Source organism: Algoriphagus oliviformis, from assembly GCF_017254915.1.
Classification (GTDB): Bacteria; Bacteroidota; Bacteroidia; order Cytophagales; family Cyclobacteriaceae; genus Algoriphagus; species Algoriphagus oliviformis.
In genome coordinates, this window is the sequence record NZ_JAFKCT010000005.1 from 257,247 (window position 1) to 276,067 (window position 18,821).

15 protein-coding genes are annotated in these 18,821 nt (G+C 52.6%); 13 read left to right on the forward strand and 2 right to left on the reverse strand.

Features of this window, described 5'->3' with window-relative positions; all coding sequences use genetic code 11:
- Positions 1–21 precede the first annotated feature (21 nt).
- Positions 22–2,484, forward strand: a complete 2,463-nt coding sequence (locus tag J0A68_RS13815; protein ID WP_206578796.1) for a PIG-L family deacetylase — start codon at positions 22–24, stop codon at positions 2,482–2,484.
- Positions 2,485–2,587: 103 nt separating this feature from the next.
- Complete coding sequence (locus tag J0A68_RS13820) at positions 2,588–4,306, forward strand: sodium:solute symporter family protein (protein ID WP_206578797.1); 1,719 nt, start codon at positions 2,588–2,590, stop codon at positions 4,304–4,306.
- Between the two features lie 124 nt (positions 4,307–4,430).
- Here J0A68_RS13820 and J0A68_RS13825 read toward each other — a convergent pair whose 3' ends face one another.
- A complete protein-coding gene (locus tag J0A68_RS13825; RefSeq protein WP_206578798.1) occupies positions 4,431–5,279 on the reverse strand; it encodes a DUF2911 domain-containing protein in 849 nt (282 codons plus the stop codon).
- 177 nt (positions 5,280–5,456) lie between these two features.
- Between J0A68_RS13825 and J0A68_RS13830 the strand changes: the two genes are divergently transcribed.
- Together J0A68_RS13830 and J0A68_RS13835 are read left to right on the forward strand one after the other, a co-directional pair.
- Positions 5,457–6,377 (forward strand): 2-hydroxyacid dehydrogenase, encoded by a 921-nt coding sequence (locus J0A68_RS13830; RefSeq protein WP_206578799.1) that lies wholly within the window; start codon positions 5,457–5,459, stop codon positions 6,375–6,377.
- 8 nt (positions 6,378–6,385) lie between these two features.
- Positions 6,386–7,228, forward strand: coding sequence for a universal stress protein (locus J0A68_RS13835; RefSeq protein ID WP_206578800.1), 843 nt, complete (start codon positions 6,386–6,388; stop codon positions 7,226–7,228).
- On the opposite strand, the gene J0A68_RS13840 is transcribed toward J0A68_RS13835, so the two are convergent.
- Positions 7,215–8,024, reverse strand: coding sequence for a tetratricopeptide repeat protein (locus J0A68_RS13840; RefSeq protein WP_317195116.1), 810 nt, complete (start codon positions 8,022–8,024; stop codon positions 7,215–7,217). The two genes, J0A68_RS13835 and J0A68_RS13840, sit on opposite strands and share 14 nt — an antisense overlap.
- Positions 8,025–8,096: 72 nt before the next feature.
- Between J0A68_RS13840 and holA the strand changes: the two genes are divergently transcribed.
- The 9 genes from holA to trmB all read left to right on the forward strand — a co-directional run bounded on the left by holA (position 8,097) and on the right by trmB (position 18,820).
- Positions 8,097–9,119: a DNA polymerase III subunit delta gene (gene holA, locus J0A68_RS13845; RefSeq protein ID WP_206578801.1), complete on the forward strand. Its 1,023-nt coding sequence runs from the start codon at positions 8,097–8,099 to the stop codon at positions 9,117–9,119.
- A gap of 108 nt (positions 9,120–9,227) precedes the next feature.
- On the forward strand, positions 9,228–12,215 hold the full coding sequence (locus J0A68_RS13850) for a tetratricopeptide repeat protein (RefSeq protein ID WP_206578802.1): 2,988 nt from the start codon (positions 9,228–9,230) through the stop codon (positions 12,213–12,215).
- Between the two features lie 3 nt (positions 12,216–12,218).
- Positions 12,219–13,931 (forward strand): TonB-dependent receptor, encoded by a 1,713-nt coding sequence (locus J0A68_RS13855; RefSeq protein WP_206578803.1) that lies wholly within the window; start codon positions 12,219–12,221, stop codon positions 13,929–13,931.
- Between the two features lie 67 nt (positions 13,932–13,998).
- Positions 13,999–14,826: a hypothetical protein gene (locus tag J0A68_RS13860; RefSeq protein ID WP_206578804.1), complete on the forward strand. Its 828-nt coding sequence runs from the start codon at positions 13,999–14,001 to the stop codon at positions 14,824–14,826.
- 1 nt (position 14,827) lies between these two features.
- On the forward strand, positions 14,828–15,517 hold the full coding sequence (locus J0A68_RS13865; protein WP_206578805.1) for a MotA/TolQ/ExbB proton channel family protein: 690 nt from the start codon (positions 14,828–14,830) through the stop codon (positions 15,515–15,517).
- A 1-nt stretch (position 15,518) separates the two neighbouring features.
- Positions 15,519–15,908 carry an ExbD/TolR family protein gene (locus tag J0A68_RS13870; RefSeq protein WP_206578806.1) on the forward strand — a complete coding sequence of 130 codons (390 nt, stop codon included), beginning with the start codon at positions 15,519–15,521 and terminating at the stop codon, positions 15,906–15,908.
- Positions 15,909–15,911: 3 nt separating this feature from the next.
- The gene (locus J0A68_RS13875; RefSeq protein WP_206578807.1) at positions 15,912–16,868 is read left to right on the forward strand and encodes an energy transducer TonB; all 957 of its coding nucleotides are present in this window, start codon (positions 15,912–15,914) and stop codon (positions 16,866–16,868) included.
- 2 nt (positions 16,869–16,870) lie between these two features.
- Positions 16,871–18,157 carry a bifunctional folylpolyglutamate synthase/dihydrofolate synthase gene (locus tag J0A68_RS13880; RefSeq protein ID WP_206578808.1) on the forward strand — a complete coding sequence of 429 codons (1,287 nt, stop codon included), beginning with the start codon at positions 16,871–16,873 and terminating at the stop codon, positions 18,155–18,157.
- Positions 18,158–18,820, forward strand: coding sequence for a tRNA (guanosine(46)-N7)-methyltransferase TrmB (gene trmB / locus J0A68_RS13885; protein ID WP_206578809.1), 663 nt, complete (start codon positions 18,158–18,160; stop codon positions 18,818–18,820).
- Position 18,821 lies beyond the last annotated feature (1 nt).

Here is an 18,821-nt window from a genome sequence, read left to right on the forward strand (position 1 = left end):
TGTGTCAATCAAAAGCCCAATATGATCTCGCCCAAGCATGTCCAAGCGTTTGTTTTTGTTGTTTTCGGCTTTTTCAGCAGCCTCTCTTTAGCCCAGTCCCTTCCTTCTTCCCTGATCTACCAGCAGGTGCTCCAGCTGGAGGAAACCAAGCGCGTGCTCTACGTCGCTGCACACCCCGATGACGAAAATACGCGGCTGATCGCCTATCTCGTCAATGGCGTCCATGCGGAAGTGGCCTATCTCAGCCTCACACGGGGGGACGGGGGACAAAATCTTATCGGTAAGGAACTCGGGGTGGAGCTGGGACAGATCCGTACCCAGGAGCTGCTCAAGGCCCGTGAGACCGATGGAGGAAGGCAATATTTCACCCGAGCGACTGATTTTGGGTATAGCAAAAATCCCACGGAGACCCTTCAAAACTGGGACAAGCAAAAGGTCTTAGCCGATGTGGTCTGGGCTATTCGCCGCTTTCAGCCGGATATCATCATCACCCGATTCAATACCATTCCCGGCGTGACGCACGGGCACCACACCACTTCGGCGATTTTGGCAGGTGAAGCTTTTGAGTTGGCTGGCAAATCCGACGCGTTTCCAGAGCAGCTTGATTGGGTAAAGCCATGGCAGCCCAAGCGCATCTTCTTCAACGCCTACAACTTCGGTGGGGAATTCAAGCCCGAGGAGGGAAAGAAGTACCATGTTTTCCAAGTGGGCGGCTACGATCCGATTTTGGGCGAAACCTACCACCAGATTGCCGCAGACAGCAGGACAATGCACAAGTCCCAAGGCTTCGGTGCCACGGCGGGCATAGGCGAAGCCCGTGACTATATCCAGCTGGTGGCCGGAGAGGACTATGAGCAGGATGCTTTTGAGGGAGTGGCAGATCGCTGGCAGACGGTGGCTGGAGGAAAGGAAGTCCAAAACCAACTCAAGCAGCTGATAGCCGGTTTTGACTTTGTCCAGCCGGAAAAGAACATCCCCGCACTGCTGAAAATCCGGTCGGCGATGGCTGCGCTGGGCTCTGATGAAACCTGGATCGCTGAAAAAATGGGGAAACTAGACCAGGCGATCAGACTCAGCCTGGGCTTGGAACTTGAATTCAACGTCAGAAAGGAAACAGGATTTCCCGGGGAGGAAATTCGTGCCGAGCTCGTCGTAAACAATCCCTCTTCGCAGGCGCTCACTATTTCGGCCTTCCGCGTCGGCGGGATCCAGCAGGCGGAAGCGAGTGGAGAGCTGGCTTCCAACAATACCCTGTCTGCGCCGGTGACCTTCACCATTCCTTCCGATGCGGCTTATTCCCAGCCTTATTGGCTGAGTCGTCCCATCGACGGTGCGCTATATGATGTGCGGGATCAAAACCTCATCGGAAAGCCTTTCAACGAGCCGGCGATTTCCGGAGACCTTTCCTATGAAGTAGGGGGACAAAAATTTTCCATTTCGGTGCCATTGAAGTACAAATACAATGACCAGGTGGACGGAGAGGTCAAGCAGCCCTTTGTGATCGTGCCCGAAGTGGACCTGACCGTGTCCAAGGAAAACGTGTTTTTGGTATCCGGAGCAGAGCCTACGGTCACCGTTTCCGTTAATTTCAGGGATCAGTTTTTGGCTGGTGAACTTGACTTTGAGGTTTTGGATGCTTCCCAGTTTAAGATCCTCAGTATTGAGGACGTGCCGATCCAAAAGAGGAGAGTGTATCAGGTATCCTTTATTCCCAATGGAAGTGGACTCAAGCGCGTGACCGCACGCTTCACTACTGGCAGTGGCAAGGCCTACACGCAGAGCAGTCGGTCGATTTCCTACAAGCATATTCCCAACCTTACCTATTTTTTCCCGTCCTCTCTCAACCTGATCCAAGAAGACTGGAAGGTGTCTGGGGCTGAGATCGGCTATGTGCCGGGGGCGGGGGATGACGTGCCGGGAGTGCTTACAGCCCTGGGGTACAAGGTATCCTTCATTGGTCCGGAGGACTATGATGTGGAGCGGCTCAGTAGATTTAAGGCCATCGTGGTCGGAATCCGCGCTTACAATACCAACGAGGTACTGGCAGCCAACCAGGCCGTGCTGATGGGCTATGTACGTGCGGGGGGCAACCTGATCGTGCAGTACAACACCAGTTCGCCGCTGCTCACCAACCAACTGGGGCCATTTCCCTTTACCATCGGGAGGGATCGGGTAGCGGTGCAGGGATCTCCTGTGACGGCCGATTGGCAAAATCCTGTCTTGGCAAGCCCGAATCAAATGAACCCGCAGGATTTGGAGGGCTGGGTGCAGGAAAGGGGGCTTTACTTCGCCACCGCGATCGATTCGGCCTATCAGACCCCATTTGTGATGCAGGATCCAGACGAGCCGGCCAGCAAGGGAGCCCTACTGGTGGGCAAGTATGGGGACGGGACTTTTGTCTATACCGGGATTTCCTTTTTCCGACAGCTGCCTGCTGGAGTACCGGGTGCCACCAAACTATTCATCAATCTGATCGAGCAATAAACATGAAGGAGGAGCGGATACGCTGGAAGTTGATTTACATTGGGCTGATGGCCAGCCTTTTCGCGATGATCGCACTGTTTTACTGGCTAACGGTGGCATTCGCATGAGTACACTCGACTGGGTCGTCCTGTTTTGGACTTTGATTTCAATCGCCATCTATGGGATCTACAAAACCAGGGAAAACCGAACCCTGGAGTACTACCTGAGGGGCCGCAGTAGCATGAACTGGTGGACGATAGGACTGTCCATCATGGCTACCCAAGCATCCGCCATCACATTTCTTAGCACACCAGGGCAGGCCTATGAAGATGGGATGCGTTTCATCCAGTTTTATTTTGGACTGCCGCTGGCGATGATCATCATCTCGGTGAGCTTTGTGCCCATTTACTATAGACTGAAAATCTACACTGCGTACGAGTATCTGGAGCAGCGCTTCGACTTGAAAACCCGGACGCTTACCGCGCTGCTATTCATTGTACAGCGGGGGCTGGCGGCGGGAATTACCATCTATGCGCCTGCGATTATACTTTCCACGCTGCTGGGTTGGAACTTGACCTGGACCAACATCCTGATCGGTACGCTGGTCATCCTCTACACCGTCTCGGGCGGGACAGAGGCCGTGTCCATTACCCAAAAGCAACAGATGGCGGTGATGATGGGCGGGATGATCCTGGCTGGCATCATCGTGATCAAGTTGCTGCCCATTTCCTTTGGCGAGGCACTGCACGTAGCAGGCAAAATGGACAAGCTGAACGTGGTCAGTTTCGAGTTTGACCTCGCTGATCGCTACAATGTCTGGTCTGGTATGACCGCGGCGGTCTTTCTCTTCCTGAGTTATTTTGGCTCGGATCAAAGCCAAGTCGCCAGGTATCTCTCCGGACAGACGATAGGCCAAAGCCGGATGGGCCTGATCATGAACGGTTTCCTGAAGATCCCGATGCAGTTTGTGATTCTCTTCATCGGGGTGATGGTGTTTGTCTTTTACCAGTTTATCCAGCCTCCGCTGGTGTTCAATGTGGTGCAGACAGACAAGCTGCGACAGAGCGAGTATGCGCCGGAGTTTTCCGAGCTGGAAAAGAAATACCAGTCCAATTTCGAGTCCGGGAAGGCGGCCTACACGGAGATGCTCGCCGCGATCGATGCAGGCGAGGAGGAAAATGCCGACCTGATCAAGGGACGCATCCAAGAGATCAAGGCCGAGCAAAACGAAATCCGCGAACAGACCAAGGAACTCATCCTCAAAAATGATCCCGCGGCGGAAACCCGGGATACCGATTATGTCTTCATGAGGTTTGTGATGGACTATCTGCCAAAAGGCGTCGTGGGTCTTCTTTTCGCGGTGATCTTCAGCGCGGCAATGTCGTCCTCTGCCTCAGAGCTCAACGCCCTCGGCTCTACCACGACCATCGACCTTTACAAAAGGTCCTTCAAAAAAGAAGCAAGCGACCAACACTACGTCCGCTCGTCCAAGGCCTTTACAGCTTTTTGGGGACTTGGGGCCATTCTGTTTGCTACCTATGCCTCGCTTTTCGAAAACCTCATCCAAGCCATCAACCTACTTGGCTCGCTGTTTTACGGTACTATTTTGGGAGTGTTCCTCGTGGGCTTTTTTATAAAGTGGGTGAAAGGAAGGGCTGTGTTTATCGCGGCACTACTGTCTCAGGCTACCATTTTGCTGATCCATTTCCGAAATGGAATTGGCATTTTGGGCTTCCACTGGGATATAGGATTTCTGTGGTACAATGCCGTGGGATGCCTGTCGGTGATGTTTTTTGGGGTGATTTTGCAGCCTATCCTGGGAGGTAAGGGGCCCAAAGGCTAAAAATTAAAAAGCCCCAGAATCATGTCTGGGGCTTTTCGGTTTTAGCCTTTTCCTTCTGCGGGAATCGTCGAAAGTGTCTGTATTGATCCGGAATCCAATTTTTCGATCTTCTGCTTCCTGATTTTTACTTGATCGACTTGATCAGACGGTCGTTTAGGGCTACGTAGTCGGGGTTGTCCGCTTCGGCGGCCATAGACTTGGATTTGTTGGCGGAGTCCAGTGCCTCGGTTTTCATGCCAAGTGTATTTTCGATCTTGGCCCTGAGGTGCATGGTCCAGTATTGTGGCTCCTCCTCGGTGGACTGTTTCACCCAGGCGTAGGCTTGGTTGAGGTCTTTGGAGGTAGTGAAGTAGTAGTTTGCCGCCTGGAAAAGGAGCGTAGGGTTGGAGGATTTGGCGTCGATGACTTCCTTCTGGATTTGGGCCATGACGACGGGATCCACGTTGGTCTCGACTTGGAAATCAACCTGGGTATTGTCCCATCTGATGGAAGTCACCAGGCTGTTGTCGGTGATGTTGTTGAAGCCGATTTCGAAGGTCTCCGATTTTTTGCTCGGCTTGGTGGTGGCTGCCTGAAACCTCAATTGGTCCTCGGCTGGATCGTATCCGATGGCTCCCCAAAGTTTGGTGTTTTTGCTGAGAATGAGCGTCCATTGGCTTTTTTCAGGAATTGCGTAGAGCGCGTAGGTTCCCGCCGGCACCGTCTGCCCACTGATGGACACCTCGGTGGAGAAGGTGATCTGCGTGGCCGAGTTGGCGCCAGTTCTCCAGATTTGGCCATAGGGTACGAGCTCGCCAAAGATCTTCCTGCCCTTGGCACTCGGTCTGCTGTAGTCCACCGTCACCACAGACAGGCCAAACTGCTGGGAGATTTTGGAGCTGGGACTCGCCTGGGGCATTTGGAGCTGCTGCGAAAAACCGGCAAAGCTAGCCAGGAACAGTGTCATGAGAGCGAAATGGAATTTTCTGGTCATGTTTTATTAAATTGAGTTTTGATTACAATCTCGAAACGTTGTTGATGGTTCGCAAAGACATAGCGGTTTGGTTTTTTTCGTTTCCATGCTACGAGATTTCCCCTCGGTTTTTGACCAACGGATGTCGGAGGCTTTCCGAACCTGTTATTTTTACTCCAGAACCCAAAAATACTCAAAATGAGCTTAGCGATCATAAGCCCCGGCCGCAATCCCAAAGTTTGGATCGACGCCCTCACTTTTCACGACCCTGAAATAGACATCCAGGTTTACCCCGACATTACCAGGCCCGAGGAGGTGCAGATGGCCCTGCTCTGGCAGCACCCTCCAGGTTATCTGGATGCCTTTCCCAACCTAAAACTCATCAGCTCCCTGGGTGCAGGGGTGGACCATATCCTGAGCGACCCGGCGATTCCCCGCTCGGTTCCGATCGTCAGGATAGTGGACGAGAAGCTCACCTGGTCTATGACCAACTATGTGGTGATGGGCGTGCTCAACTTCCACCGCCAGCTGCCCAGGTATCAGGCGGATCAGAAGCGCAAGGTCTGGGATATGAGCAATCCGGAGATTCCCACGCGCATAGGCGTGATGGGGGTAGGGGCGCTTGGCGGCGATGTGCTGGACAAGCTCGACTACATGGGCTTTCCTGTATTTGGCTTTGGTTTTTCGGAAAAAGAAGACTTTCCATATCCCTACTTTTCCAAGGACCGGCTGCAGGAGTTTTTGGACGAGATCAACGTGTTGGTATGCCTGCTTCCGCTCACCCCGGACACCGAGGGTATTTTGAACCTGGATCTTTTCAAAAAGTGCAAACCAGGTACTTTTTTGATCAATGTGGCTAGGGGAAAGCACCTCGTCGAGGAGGACTTGATCCCGGCGCTGGAGGCCGGATATATAGCTGGGGCGCTTTTGGACGTCTACAGGACGGAGCCTCTGCCGACGAGCCATCCGTTTTGGGAGGAAAAGCGGATCCAGCTCACCCCGCACATCGCCAGCGTGACCAATCCCCAGGCCGCCGCTCCCCAGATTATTGACAATTTCAAGAGACTGAAGGCCAACCAGCCCCTTTTTAATCTCGTTAACCGCCAGAGAGGCTATTGATGTTACTGATGGAAAACACTTTTAAGATTCTTTGTCCTACAGATTTTTCCGAATGTTCCCTAAATGCCATAGAGTTTGCCACCAAATTGGGTGAAAAATTGAAAGCACACATGGTGTTGTTTCATGTGCTCAACCGGGAGGATTATCTGAAGCTCTCTCCGCTTGACCAAGACGGAAAGCACCAGGAGGATTTTGTGAAGGAAAAGCTCACCAACCTCCAGAAAGCGGTAATCTATGAGGGGATCCCAAACGGGCTGAAGGGCTGTGACGTGGATTTTCAGGAGGGAAAAATCGTCAGCGGAACGCTGGAATATGCCAAAAAAATCAATGCCGACCTGATCGTGGCGGGCACTGAGGGGATCAACGAACTCCGCTCACACATCATCGGCAGCAGGGCTAGCCGGATGGTGGAGCAGTCGGATCGCGATATCCTGATCGTGCCCCGGAAGGTCTTTTTCAAGCCTCCCCGCAAGTTTGTCTATGCCTCGGACTACCTCGAGGAGGACAAGCTGGCCATACAGAAGGTGGTGGATCTGGCGAGCCTTTTTGACTCGGAAATCGACATCGTCCACGTCTCCTCCAGCCAAAAGGCCATCGACAAGTCGCTACACATCGCCATGGTGGATGAGATCAAGCCCTTTGTCCGCTATGAGAAAATCAACTACGTACTCAAATCCTATCGGGATGACCTGGCCTTGGGATTGGAAAACTACCTGCAGGTAGCCAAGGGCAACGTGCTGGTCACACTCAGCAAGAAAAAATCCTTTTTTGACCAGATCTTCTCCAAGAACCTGTCAAAGAAGATGTCCTACTTTCTCAACAAGCCGCTCTGGGTGATCAAGCGTTTTTAGACTTTTTGCCCGAGAAAAAATCGCCCAGGAACCTGCCAAACTCACGGCGGGTCTTGGAGTCCAGCAGCAGAGACTTGAGCGTGCTCCAAAAGTGGCCTGAGCTCATTTGTTTGGGTGCCTGTTCCCGAATGGGCCCTGGCTGGGGTGTTTCCGCAGATTTTTTGCTTCCTATGGAAGGAAGGTCGTTGGCCGATTTTTCCGGATCATACCCGATGAGTTCGTCGGATTTTTCAAAGCTTTTCTTGGACCGCTCCTTGAATCCCAGCTTTTCCTCTACCAGCCCCTTGTTGTTGTAGGCCACGGCGTCCTCGGGATCTAGCTCGATGGCCTTGTCGTAGTCTTCGATAGCTCCGTGGAGATCGCCGATACGATCCTTGAAGAAAGCCCGGCTGCTATAGCGGTAGGGGTTTTTCGGATCCAGGTTAGCAGCACGATCCAGTTCCGCTAGCGCCTCGTCGTTTCTTCCCAAAAGATGGAGCACCACGGCGCGGTCGCTGATGTAGTCCGTCTGATACGGCTTCTGGCTGAGCAGAAGATCAAAATCCTGCAGGGCCGCTTCGCCTTTTCCGAGGCGGGTCAAGATCCTCGCCCGATAGAGGTGGAGTGAAGATTCCCCTGTCTTGGATGAAATCAGCTGGTTGAATATCTCCAGGGCCTCCTCAAACTTCCCTTCCTGATACAGTGCTATCCCTTTTTCGAAACTCATCATGTTGTTAGATTCCCAATGGCTGTGGATGGTCGACTGAGAGCCGTTGACCAATATCCATACAAAGTTAAGCCCGGAATAGTTTGCCAAAGAATATTTTCCCGGTTTTTGCTCCGGTTTCCCTCTGCCTGTTATCTTTAAACCTTCTAGTTTTCCCCATCCATGGCCCATTCTCCCGAAGCTGTACTCAAAGATCTGAAAGCGAAAAAGTTTGCCCCCATTTACTTTTTGGAAGGGGAGGAGCCCTACTACATCGACCTGATCACCGACTACGTCGAGAAGAATGCCATCCCCGAACACGAGAAGGGATTTAACCAGCTCGTGATGTACGGAAAGGACTCTCCGATGAGCGTGATCCTGAGCAATGCCCGCAAATTCCCCATGATGGCTGAACGTCAGGTGGTGATAGTGAAGGAGGCGCAGAGCATTCCTGATCTTGGCAAAGAGGATGCGCAAAAGCTCCTGTTGGCCTATGCGGGCAATCCCCTGCCGAGCACGATTTTGGTCTTTGCCCACAAGCACAAAAAGCTGGACGGAAGGGGCTCGCTGAAAAAAGAGCTGGACAAAAAGACCGTGTTCGTCAACTCGGAAAAGGTCAAAGACTGGAAGCTGACCGAGTGGGTAGAGGGATATTTCCGGGGCTTGGGACACCAGATCGAGTCCAAAGCCGCGCAACTGCTGTCCGACTCGATAGGCAACAACCTGGAGGTGATCACCAATGAGGTGGGGAAGATGCTGATCAATTTTCCCGAACCGACCAAATTCACCGCCGAGCACATCTCCAAGTACATCGGCATCAACAAAGAGTACAACAATTTTGAGCTGACCAAAGCGATAGGATTCAGGGATGTGATGAAGGCCAACCAGATCATCCACTACTTTATCCAAAATCCCAAGTCCCATCCGATTATCCCGATTTTTTCCTTGCTGTACAACTACTTCAGCAAGATAGCCCTCATCCACCGGGCTGGGGCCATGCCTGACAACCAGCTGGCCGGAGCCATAGGCGTAAACCCCTATGCGCTAAAAGAGTATTCAGTGGCCGCCCGAAACTACAAATTGGGCAAGGTAATTGATGTGTTCGCACACATCAAAGAGGCAGACCTTCGCTTCAAGGGAGTGGACTCCGGAAGCATGGAGCAGGGTGAAATCCTCCGCGAGCTGGTGTATAAGATTTTGCACTGATTACCCGACAGCCAATCCGGAAATAGAAGCTGTGGCATGCCATCCGCAAACGGCGCGTGGTGTCCGCCGTGATGTTCCTATTGGTCTCTATAAACCAATTATAAACCGATGAAATACTACCTGGTACTGATTGCAGGCCTGGGGATAAGTGCGGGGACGCATGCGCAGTCCACGCTGTATCAGACCAGTCCCCAGCAAGCTCTGGATTATCAATTGGAGCTTTTTGACAAACAGCTCTTTTCGGCGGTTCTCTATGACAACAGCCGATTGCTCGCCCAAAACCTCACCTCGGAGCAGCAAAAGTCCGCTGAGCTCCACCGCGCGATGGCCGCGCTTCAGGTGGAGAGCCCCGATGGCCCGGGATTGATGAAAGCCTATATTTTTGACCACGGCAACCACCCCTCCGTAGCCACTGCGGGCCTGTACATGGGGGATCACTTTTTCTACAAAAGAAACTACAAAGAGGCACTGGATGGCTATGCCTTGGTGAAGACCAACAGTCTCAGTGAAGCCAATAGGGCAGAGGTACTGTTCAAGCAGGGCTACTCCCATTTTCAGCTGAAAAACTACGGTGCGGCGGCTCCGTTTTTTGACCAAGCCAAGACGCTCAACCAGCCTGTCAGTGCCGATGCCTACTACTACAGTGGCTTCATCGCGATGGAAAACGGCAACAACGCCAAGGCCATCGCCGATCTGCAAGCCGCAGGCAAATCCTCCTTCTATGCCAACAAGGTTCCCTATTTGCTGACCGCGCTGTACTATCAGGAGAAGAGCTACGATCAGGTAATCAGCTACGCAGAGCCGCTTTTGGCTTCGGGTCAAAGCCTGGATCGCAAGGAAACCATCAATCTCTACCTGGCCGAGGCCTACTATGCGAAAAAGGATTTTGCCAACGCTGCGAAGAACTACGATGCCTTCATTAACGCCAAGAAGGGGACACTTTCCCGGGAAGAGGTGTATAAGGCGGGTATTTCTTTCTTCGAAATCGGCAACTACCAGCGCGCGACCGACTATCTGAAGGTCTCGGCCTCTGCCACCGACGAAATTGGACAGTCATCCAGCTATTACTTGGGCCATGCATATCTGAAGCTGGACAATTACCAGTTTGCGACCACCAGCTTTCAGGCCGCATCCAAATCCTCCTTCAACAAGCAGATCCAAGAGGAATCCCTCTTCAACTACGCGAAAGCCAGCCTACAGAAGGGCACTTTTTCCACGGCGATCTCCGCCCTCGACGAATACCTCGATACCTATCCAAGCGGAAAGAATCGGGCTGAGGCAGAGACCCTGCTCTCTGAGGCGCTGATCAATTCCAACGACTACCTGCGTGCCATCGAGCAGATGGACAAGATCCGCAACAAGTCTCCGCGCATCCAGTCAGCCTATCAGAAAGTCGCCTACTACCAGGCCATGGTCTACTATCGCGACCAGAAATACAAGCAAGCGCTTTCCCTTTTGGATAAGTCCCAGGCATTTCCGGTAGACAAAGAGCTGCTCTTGGAGACCCATTTCTGGAAAGGTGAGATCCTAGCCGCGGAGGGGAATCTTCCCCAGGCCATCCGTGCTTATGAGGCGGTTCGTGCCATGAATCCGGCAAGCAACAATCCCTATGCGATCAAAAGCCACTACGGCTTGGGCTATGCGCACTTCAATTCCCAAAACTATCCCAGAGCCGAAGAGCAGTTTAGGCTCTACACTGACAAGCTGAGAGGAAGAGAGGACAAACAAAACTATGACGATGCGCTGCTTCGTCTCGGTGATTCCCAATATGTGCAGAAGAAGTTTGGGGATGCAGCTGCCACTTTCCAGCGGGCGATCTCCGAGTCCAATTCCCAGATCGACTACGCCTACTACCGCTTGGCGGTGGTGCAAAACTTCCAGTCGCGAAACAACGAGGCACTTGGCAATCTGGATCGACTGATCTCGGGATTCCGCACTAGCCTTTACCTGGAGGACGCCATGTTTCAGAAGGGGCAGATCTATCTGGAGGAGTCAAGATACAACGAAGCCTCCCAGGCTTTCACGGACTTGATCATGAATCGCTCAAACTCTCCTTTCATTCCTTTCGCTCTGGAAGGCAGGGCCGTGGCCAATTTCTCCCTGAGAAACTACGACCAGACCGTCGCCGACTATCGCGACATTCTCAACAATCACCCCAATTCGGACAACGCCGAAACAGCCCTCAAGGGCCTACAGGAAACCTTGGCACTGCAAGGCAGATCCGGTGAGTTTGGAGACTACGTGGCCAAATACAAATCGGCCAATCCCGGCTCCGGCAATGTCCAGTCCCTGGAATACGAAGCTGCGAAGAGCCTCTATTTTGACAAAAACTACGCACAGGCGGCGCGGGCTTTGGAAAACTACCTCCGCAGCTACCCGCAATCCGCACAGCGCAGTGAAGCGCTTTATTTTGCCGGTGATGCGTTTTTGCAGGCCGGAGATCAAGAGCGCGGCCTCAGCTTTTTCCGTCAATTGGAAAAGGAGCCTTCTTCCCCACAGCGGGTGAGAGCCATGCAGAAGATCGGCGCGATCGAGCTGGAGCGAGGCAACTATGCGGCTGCGATTCCTTACTTGGAGACTGCTGCGCAAAATGCCCGAAGCAAGGTAGAGGAAGCCGAGGCCTTCCAAGGTCTGATGGTAGCCAATTTCGAAGCAAAAAACTATCAGCCGAGCATCACCTATGCCGACAAGCTGATGACGCTGGACGGGATTATTCCCGAGTCCACGCCAACGGCACTGCTGACCAAAGCAAAGGCCCAGGCGGGACTGAAGCAAAACCAGCAAGCGGAGCTCACGCTTCAGCTCCTGGTCAACGAGCACAAGACCATACAGGGAGCGGAAGGATTGTATTTGCTGGCTTTGTCTTTGCAGCAGAAAGGGGACATCGCCAAGTCCAACGACGCCATCTTTGACTCCTCCGGCCCCTACGCAGACTTTGGCTACTGGTATGGCAAGATGTTCCTCCTGCTGGCGGACAACTACCTGAAAACCGGTGAAGACTTCCAAGCCAAGGCTACGCTCGAATCCATTGTGGAGCGCGCTACCAATGCCGAGATCAAAGCCGAAGCCGAAGCCAAACTCAAAACCCTGAACTAAGCCATGAACAGACTGACTTTATATACATTCATTGTGGGGGCTATTGCTTGTGGAATCACCCCCTTGTCGGCCCAAGATCAGCAGCAGAAGAGGGGAGAGGTGCAGGATCAGGAGTTTGTGATCAGAAAAGACCGGGTACTGACGGTTCCCACCCAGCCTAGAGCCTATGAGCGCATGCCTGCCTTGCCTCAGCCGAAGGGCTTGGGAGACTTTAGTTATGCTGTGACGCCCTTTTTTCTAAACCTCCCGGCTCTGAAGCTCCAGCCAACGGCTTTGGAGAAAAACTACCGACAGGACAAAGTAGACCTTTACCCTGGCTATGTCCGAGCCGGATACGGCAATTTTGCCTCGCCGCTACTTGAGGGACGATATATGTCCATCAATGCCGACCCACTTAACTATGCGCTGAAGTTCCAGCATCAGAGTTTTGGCAAAGGTCCGGTAGAGGCGGAGCAAAGCGCCGAGTCGCACACGGTCTTTGGAGCGGACGGAAGCTATTTTGGGGAGCTGTTTGAAGTGTTTGGAGGATTGGAATGGGGTCAAAACAAATACTCCTTCTATGGTGTCGATCCTGTGAATTTCGAAAATCCCGACTCTCCCTTTGAGACGGCAAACAATGTACTCAACCATGTACAGGTCAAGGCAGGCGTAAGGGACATCGAGAAGACTGGGCCTTTTTCCTATGAGGGCCAGCTGAGTTTTAGGAATTTCAAGGACAGCTACGCCGTCAAGGAAAACGAAGTCGGGATCCAAGCCGGAGGTAAATTCCGCACCGAATCCGACTGGTCGGGCAAGGTAGACTTGGCCTATTTCCATACCAATCCCAACGACGTCAACTACCAGGAAAAGCGCAACTATTTTTCCATCCGTCCACGCATTTCCTACGACTACGAGGCCTTCCGCTTCACGGCTGGGCTGAATTTGGTGTCTGAAAATGACTCTCTGGCGGACAAGGACAGCGATTTTCATATTTTCCCGGTATTGCAAGCCAGCTACCAGTTTGCCGATGAGTTTGGTTTCTTTGCCTCATTCTCCGGAGACGTGCAGCGGAATACCTATTTCAGCTTTGTCAACGAAAACCCCTACCTCGGCCCGAGCGAACAATTGCTCAACACCATCAACAACTACCAGATCGAAGGCGGTGTCGAGGGGCAGTTTCAGGAGGCGTTTCACTACCGCGCAGGCGTCAAGGTAAGCCGATTCAACCAGCTTCATTTCTTTGCCAATTCCCTTACGGACACTGCCCGTTTTGAAATCGTCTATGATGACAAGTCCACCGTGGCCAATATCAACGCGGAATTGGGTTTTAAGCTCAGCGAGTTTTATTCCTTGGGCAGCCGACTGGACCTCTACCAATATGAGCTGAATACCCAGCAGGAAGCTTGGCACCGGCCAGTTTGGGAGCTGAGGATCAACAATCAGGTGACTCCGGTAGAGCGACTCGTCGTGCAGGCCAATCTCAATTTTATGGGAGGAGTCAAGGCGAGAGGCGAAGCGATCCCTACCGCCGATTTGATACCGGTTCCGAGTGGATTTTATGAAGTGGAAACACTGAAAACCATCGCCGACCTACAGCTCAAGGCTTCCTACGGCATCACCGACCGCATTGGGATCTTTGCCGAAGGCAACAACATCCTCAATGGGAATAACGCCAGATGGCTCAACTACCCCGTCAGAGGCATTCAATTGATCGGCGGGGCGAGCTTTAAATTCTGATAATGTTTCACCGCTGGGTTGGCCTTTCCCTGCATTTCGGTTAGTTTCGTAGCTTTCCCCCAAGCGCATGTCGGCAAAAGATTCAGAGAGCAAGCAGTGGTCAGACCCCAAGGATTTCGGACTTCCCTTTGTGGAAATCAGTCCGCTCAAGCCAAAACTAGAGGCAAAGGAGTTGATTTCCAGTGAGGTGTTGGCTTCTGGGGAAGAGCATTTGGAGGAGGAACCAAAAGCGGGGGTAGCGGAATCCGAGCCGGCGTCTGTCCCTACCGAAACTCCCGCTCAGGCCGTCCAGCCCAAGACTGCACCACCTGCCGCTGCCGCGTCGAAAGACGGGGAAAAGTCTTCTTCCTGGGCGTGGGCAGTTCTGCTGATAGGCTTGGGGATTGTGACGGTGATCGTTTGGCAGATCCTCGAAAACCGAAAGCCGGCAGTTTCAGAAACCATTTTTGAGGTGGTAGAGCAAGACAGCCCCCAATCGGAGCCCGTTGCAAGCCAATCTCCCGCCGAAACTACAGCAGCTGGACAAAATCAAGAGGTTGTAAACCAGGACTCTATCGCTACTTCAACTATTTCAAACCCTAATATTTCCAAACCAGCCGAAACTGGTACAACTATTGCCAATACTGCATCTGGGAATTTGATCCGAGTAGAGTCCAAAGGGGAACGCCCGCAGTATTTTATCATCGTTGGAAGTTTGCCAAATGAAAAGATGGCGATAGAGGAGGCGAGCCAGTATTTTGCGAAAAACGCGGAGCTATACCTCATCACTCCCTACGACGGTGGCAGCAACTACCGCCTCGCCCTTTCCAGGTTTGCCAGCTTCAGGTTGGCGGCCGAGAAACTCGAAGAGCTCAAATCCCAATACAGCGAAGAATTGTGGATTTTGAAATATTAATATGACTCTTCTCCAAACCCTCTCTACCGATTCCCTATCCTCCATGGACAGTCTGGCCATGGGTGCCGAAGCCAAAAACATCGGCTTGCTCGACCTCCTCATCAAAGGAGGCTACATGATGGCTCCGCTTTATCTCTTGTTTGTGCTGGCGATATTTATCTTCGTCCAGAAGCTCATCACGCTCAACAAGGCCGCCAAAACCCCCGGCCACCTGATGGATCAGGTGAAAGTGCTGGTGCAGAGTGGACAGATCGAGAAGGCTAAGATGCTCTGTGCCGGAGAAAATACCCCGGTGGCCAACATGATCGCCAAAGGGGTGGACCGCATCGGTTCCCCACTGAAAAACATAGAGGTGTCTATCGAAAACGTCGGGAAGATTGAGATCTATAAACTGGAAAAGAACCTCGGCCTGTTGGCCACTGTTTCCGGTGCTGCGCCGATGATCGGCTTCTTGGGTACCGTTACGGGGATGATCCAGGCTTTTATCTCCATCGCGCAGGAAGAGGGGATGGTCTCTCCCAAGCTGCTTTCCTCCGGGATCTACGAAGCGATGATCACCACGGCCGCCGGGCTGGTGGTCGGTATCGTGGCCTATCTAGGCTACAACTACTTGGTCACGCAAGTGTCCAAGCTGGTTCACAACATGGAATACACCTCGATTGAATTCATAGACCTTCTTCAGGACAAATAAGATGGGACTTCAGTCAAAAAACAAAATAGAAGCGGCGTTTAGCATGTCGTCGATGACGGACATCATCTTCCTCCTGCTGATCTTCTTTATGCTGACTTCCTCGTTTATCACGCCCTCAGGGCTTCCAGTTAACTTGCCTTCCAGCGAGACTTCGGACATCGTGATGCAGGAAGTGACGGTCACGGTGACCAAAGACCTCAAATATTCCGTTAATGATAGGGTAGTGGGACGTGACCAGATCAAATCGGAATTGACTGGACTACTGGCGGGCAAAAAAGGCCAAGTCGTCCTGCACATTGACAAAGACGTACCGGTGGAGTACTTGGTGGAAATCGGCGGTATCGCAGCCGGTCTCGAAGCCAACGTGTCCATCGCCACAAAACCCTACTAAGCCATGGAAACTTGGAATGCGGATAAGGTAGAAAAGGACAGCAAACGCAAATCGGCGATCATCACCTTGGTGCTGAACGTCCTGCTGTTGCTTGCATTCTACTTTATCGTGGTTTGGAAGCAGCCCATTCCTCCGCTTCCTACCTATGGCTTGGAGCTGAACCTTGGCTTTACTGACACGGGCTCCGGCAACAGGGACAGCCCAAATGCCCCTTCGGAGACTCCATCCCAAAGCGTGGAGCAGGCCGCTCCCGGCGAGGTAGCCCAGGCTGTCACCCAGCCAGCGACTCCCGCGCCCAGTCCCAAAACAGAGACGGCAAAGCCAAAAACCACTTCCAAACCAGCAGAAAACCAGGCGGTGACCAACAAGCCATCTCCGATCAAGGGGGTAGAAAAGGCTTCAACGGAAACGAAAAAACCTGATCCCGTAAAGACGGAACCTACGAAGACCGTCACCACACCTGCCAAATCAGAAGCGGAACAGACGACCCAAAAAGCACCCGAGAAGCCTAAAATCGACCAGCGGGCGATCTTTGGAGCGGGAGGGACTTCTGGTAGCAGTTCTAAGCCAGCGGCTGGAGGAGCCCAAGGCTCATCCAATGCAAAAGGCGATGAGGGAAAACCTACGGGCACGGTCGATGGCCGGGCGATCATGGGAGAGGGAAGCGGCAAAGGTACCAACTCCGGTTCCGGATACAGCCTTGACTTGGCTGGATGGGACTTCGCATCCAGACCTACCATCAACGACCGCGTATCCACCCGCAATGGCAAAATCGTATTTAAGATCACCGTGGATGACTCTGGACGGGTTGTGCAAGCCGTGCCGCTCGAGTACAATGTCTCCAACGATGTCTTGGCCTATTACCGGCAGGTCGTCAACCAGATCAATTTCAAAAAATCGGGCGGTGCCGCCGCAGACTTTTCGACCGGAAAGATCACCTTTGTGATTCAGGTGGATTGACGATGGATTACAAAGAAACGCTGGATTACCTCTTTCACGCCCTTCCCATGTTTCAGCGGGTAGGAGCGGCGGCGTTCAGAAAAGATCTGGGCAATACGCTCGCACTTTGTGCCCATTTAGACAATCCCGAGCGGAAATTCAAGTCTGTGCACGTCGCCGGCACCAATGGGAAAGGTAGCACTTCCCATTCTCTGGCGGCCATTCTGCAATCAGCTGGCTACAAAACCGGCCTCTACACTTCCCCGCACCTCAAGTCTTTCACCGAACGAATCCGCATCGACGGGAAGGAGATTGGCGAGGAAGCCGTTGTGGAGTTTGTGGCGGAAAACAAGGGTTTTCTTGACCAGCTCCAGCCCAGTTTTTTTGAGATGACGGTCGGCATGGCTTTTTGGCATTTCGCCAAAGAGCAGGTCGATATCGCCATCGTGGAAGTGGGCATGGGCGGGAAATATGACAGTACCAATGTCCTGCTGCCCGAGCTATGCATCATCACGAATATCGGCTGGGACCATGTGCAGTTTTTGGGAAATACGCTTCCCGAGATCGCCGGGGAAAAAGCGGGGATCATCAAGCCGAGTATTCCGGTAGTCATCAGCCAAACCCAAGAAGAGACCGAACCGGTTTTTGTCCAAAAAGCCCAGGAGCAGCAGGCACCGATCGTTTTCGCAGACCAAAAGCTCAGGGTTGTAAAAATGGCTTCACACCAGAAACTGGCCCTGTTTTCCGTGGAAAAAGACGGACAGAAATCCGAGCTTAACTTTGGCCTACAGGGAGACTATCAGCGCTTCAACCTACCGGGCATCCTGGAATCTGTGTCTCAGCTTCGAGAGATGGGATGGGATATTTCTGAGGCAGCGCTGGAGAAAGGTCTGGCGGAGGTGAGCGCCTTGACGGGACTGAAAGGACGCTGGCAAGTTTTGGGAGAAAAGCCTACCGTGATAGCGGATACGGGGCACAACGAACCCGGTATTCGGGAGATCCTGGCGCAGCTCGAGACCTATGACTACTCCCAGCTTTGGATGGTATTGGGTATGGTGCAGGACAAGGATATTTCGAAGATCCTGGCGCTGTTGCCCAAAGATGCTCGCTATGTTTTTTGCCAGGCGGACTTGCCAAGGGCGATGCCCGCAGCGCAGCTTGCCGAGAAAGCCAGGGCTCTCGGACTCTCGGGTGATGTCATTTCGGACATCAACCAAGCGCTGAACTTTGCCCGAAAAAATGCCGGAGCGGATGACCTGATATTTGTCGGAGGCAGTACTTTTGTGGTCGCAGAAATCGACGATCTTTAAATGAGCAGAAAAAAGCTGGTTCGCTTTGCCCAAAACGAATTAAATCCCAACGTTGTCCAGGCCGGAAAACCCATTTTTGAAGAAATCAAAGGCCACTGGAACGAAAAACAATTCCAAAATCCCAATCCCATTGTAGTCGAATTGGCCTGTGGCCGCGGGGAGTTTACCGTCGGTCTGGGTCGTGAGTATCCTGAGCAAAATTTCATCGGAGTGGATATCAAGGGCAGCCGGATCTGGAAAGGCAGCTCGACCGCGACCGCCGAGGGCATCACCAACGTGGCTTTTCTTCGTACCCAAATCCAGCAGCTGGAGGACTTTTTTGCCGAAGGCGAGATCTCAGAACTCTGGATTACTTTCCCGGATCCGTTTCCGAGAGACGGGGACGAGAAGCGCCGGCTCACTTCACCGAAGTTTCTGGACATGTACAAGCCGATGATCAAGGCTGGGGGCACCGTCCACTTCAAGACCGACAACACCGGGCTTTTTGACTACAGCCTGGAGCTGGTGCAGTCCCGCGAGGATATCGAGGTGCTGGCCTTTACGCATGACTTCTATCAAAGCGAGATGAAGGATGACCACCACGGGATCAAGACGCGCTACGAAAAAATATTTTCCGACAAGGGGGAAAAGATCAAATACCTCAAGTTTAGATTCAAAGGCTGAG

Coding starts and splice junctions, on each gene's coding strand:
- J0A68_RS13825 (WP_206578798.1), bottom strand. CDS start 5,279: ATGACCAGAAAATTCCATTTCGCTCTCATGACACTGTTCCTGGCTAGC.
- J0A68_RS13880 (WP_206578808.1), top strand. CDS start 16,871: ATGGATTACAAAGAAACGCTGGATTACCTCTTTCACGCCCTTCCCATG.
- J0A68_RS13830 (WP_206578799.1), top strand. CDS start 5,457: ATGAGCTTAGCGATCATAAGCCCCGGCCGCAATCCCAAAGTTTGGATC.
- J0A68_RS13820 (WP_206578797.1), top strand. CDS start 2,588: ATGAGTACACTCGACTGGGTCGTCCTGTTTTGGACTTTGATTTCAATC.
- J0A68_RS13855 (WP_206578803.1), top strand. CDS start 12,219: ATGAACAGACTGACTTTATATACATTCATTGTGGGGGCTATTGCTTGT.
- J0A68_RS13815 (WP_206578796.1), top strand. CDS start 22: ATGATCTCGCCCAAGCATGTCCAAGCGTTTGTTTTTGTTGTTTTCGGC.
- J0A68_RS13860 (WP_206578804.1), top strand. CDS start 13,999: ATGTCGGCAAAAGATTCAGAGAGCAAGCAGTGGTCAGACCCCAAGGAT.
- J0A68_RS13870 (WP_206578806.1), top strand. CDS start 15,519: ATGGGACTTCAGTCAAAAAACAAAATAGAAGCGGCGTTTAGCATGTCG.
- J0A68_RS13850 (WP_206578802.1), top strand. CDS start 9,228: ATGAAATACTACCTGGTACTGATTGCAGGCCTGGGGATAAGTGCGGGG.
- J0A68_RS13865 (WP_206578805.1), top strand. CDS start 14,828: ATGACTCTTCTCCAAACCCTCTCTACCGATTCCCTATCCTCCATGGAC.
- J0A68_RS13835 (WP_206578800.1), top strand. CDS start 6,386: ATGGAAAACACTTTTAAGATTCTTTGTCCTACAGATTTTTCCGAATGT.
- holA (WP_206578801.1), top strand. CDS start 8,097: ATGGCCCATTCTCCCGAAGCTGTACTCAAAGATCTGAAAGCGAAAAAG.
- trmB (WP_206578809.1), top strand. CDS start 18,158: ATGAGCAGAAAAAAGCTGGTTCGCTTTGCCCAAAACGAATTAAATCCC.
- J0A68_RS13875 (WP_206578807.1), top strand. CDS start 15,912: ATGGAAACTTGGAATGCGGATAAGGTAGAAAAGGACAGCAAACGCAAA.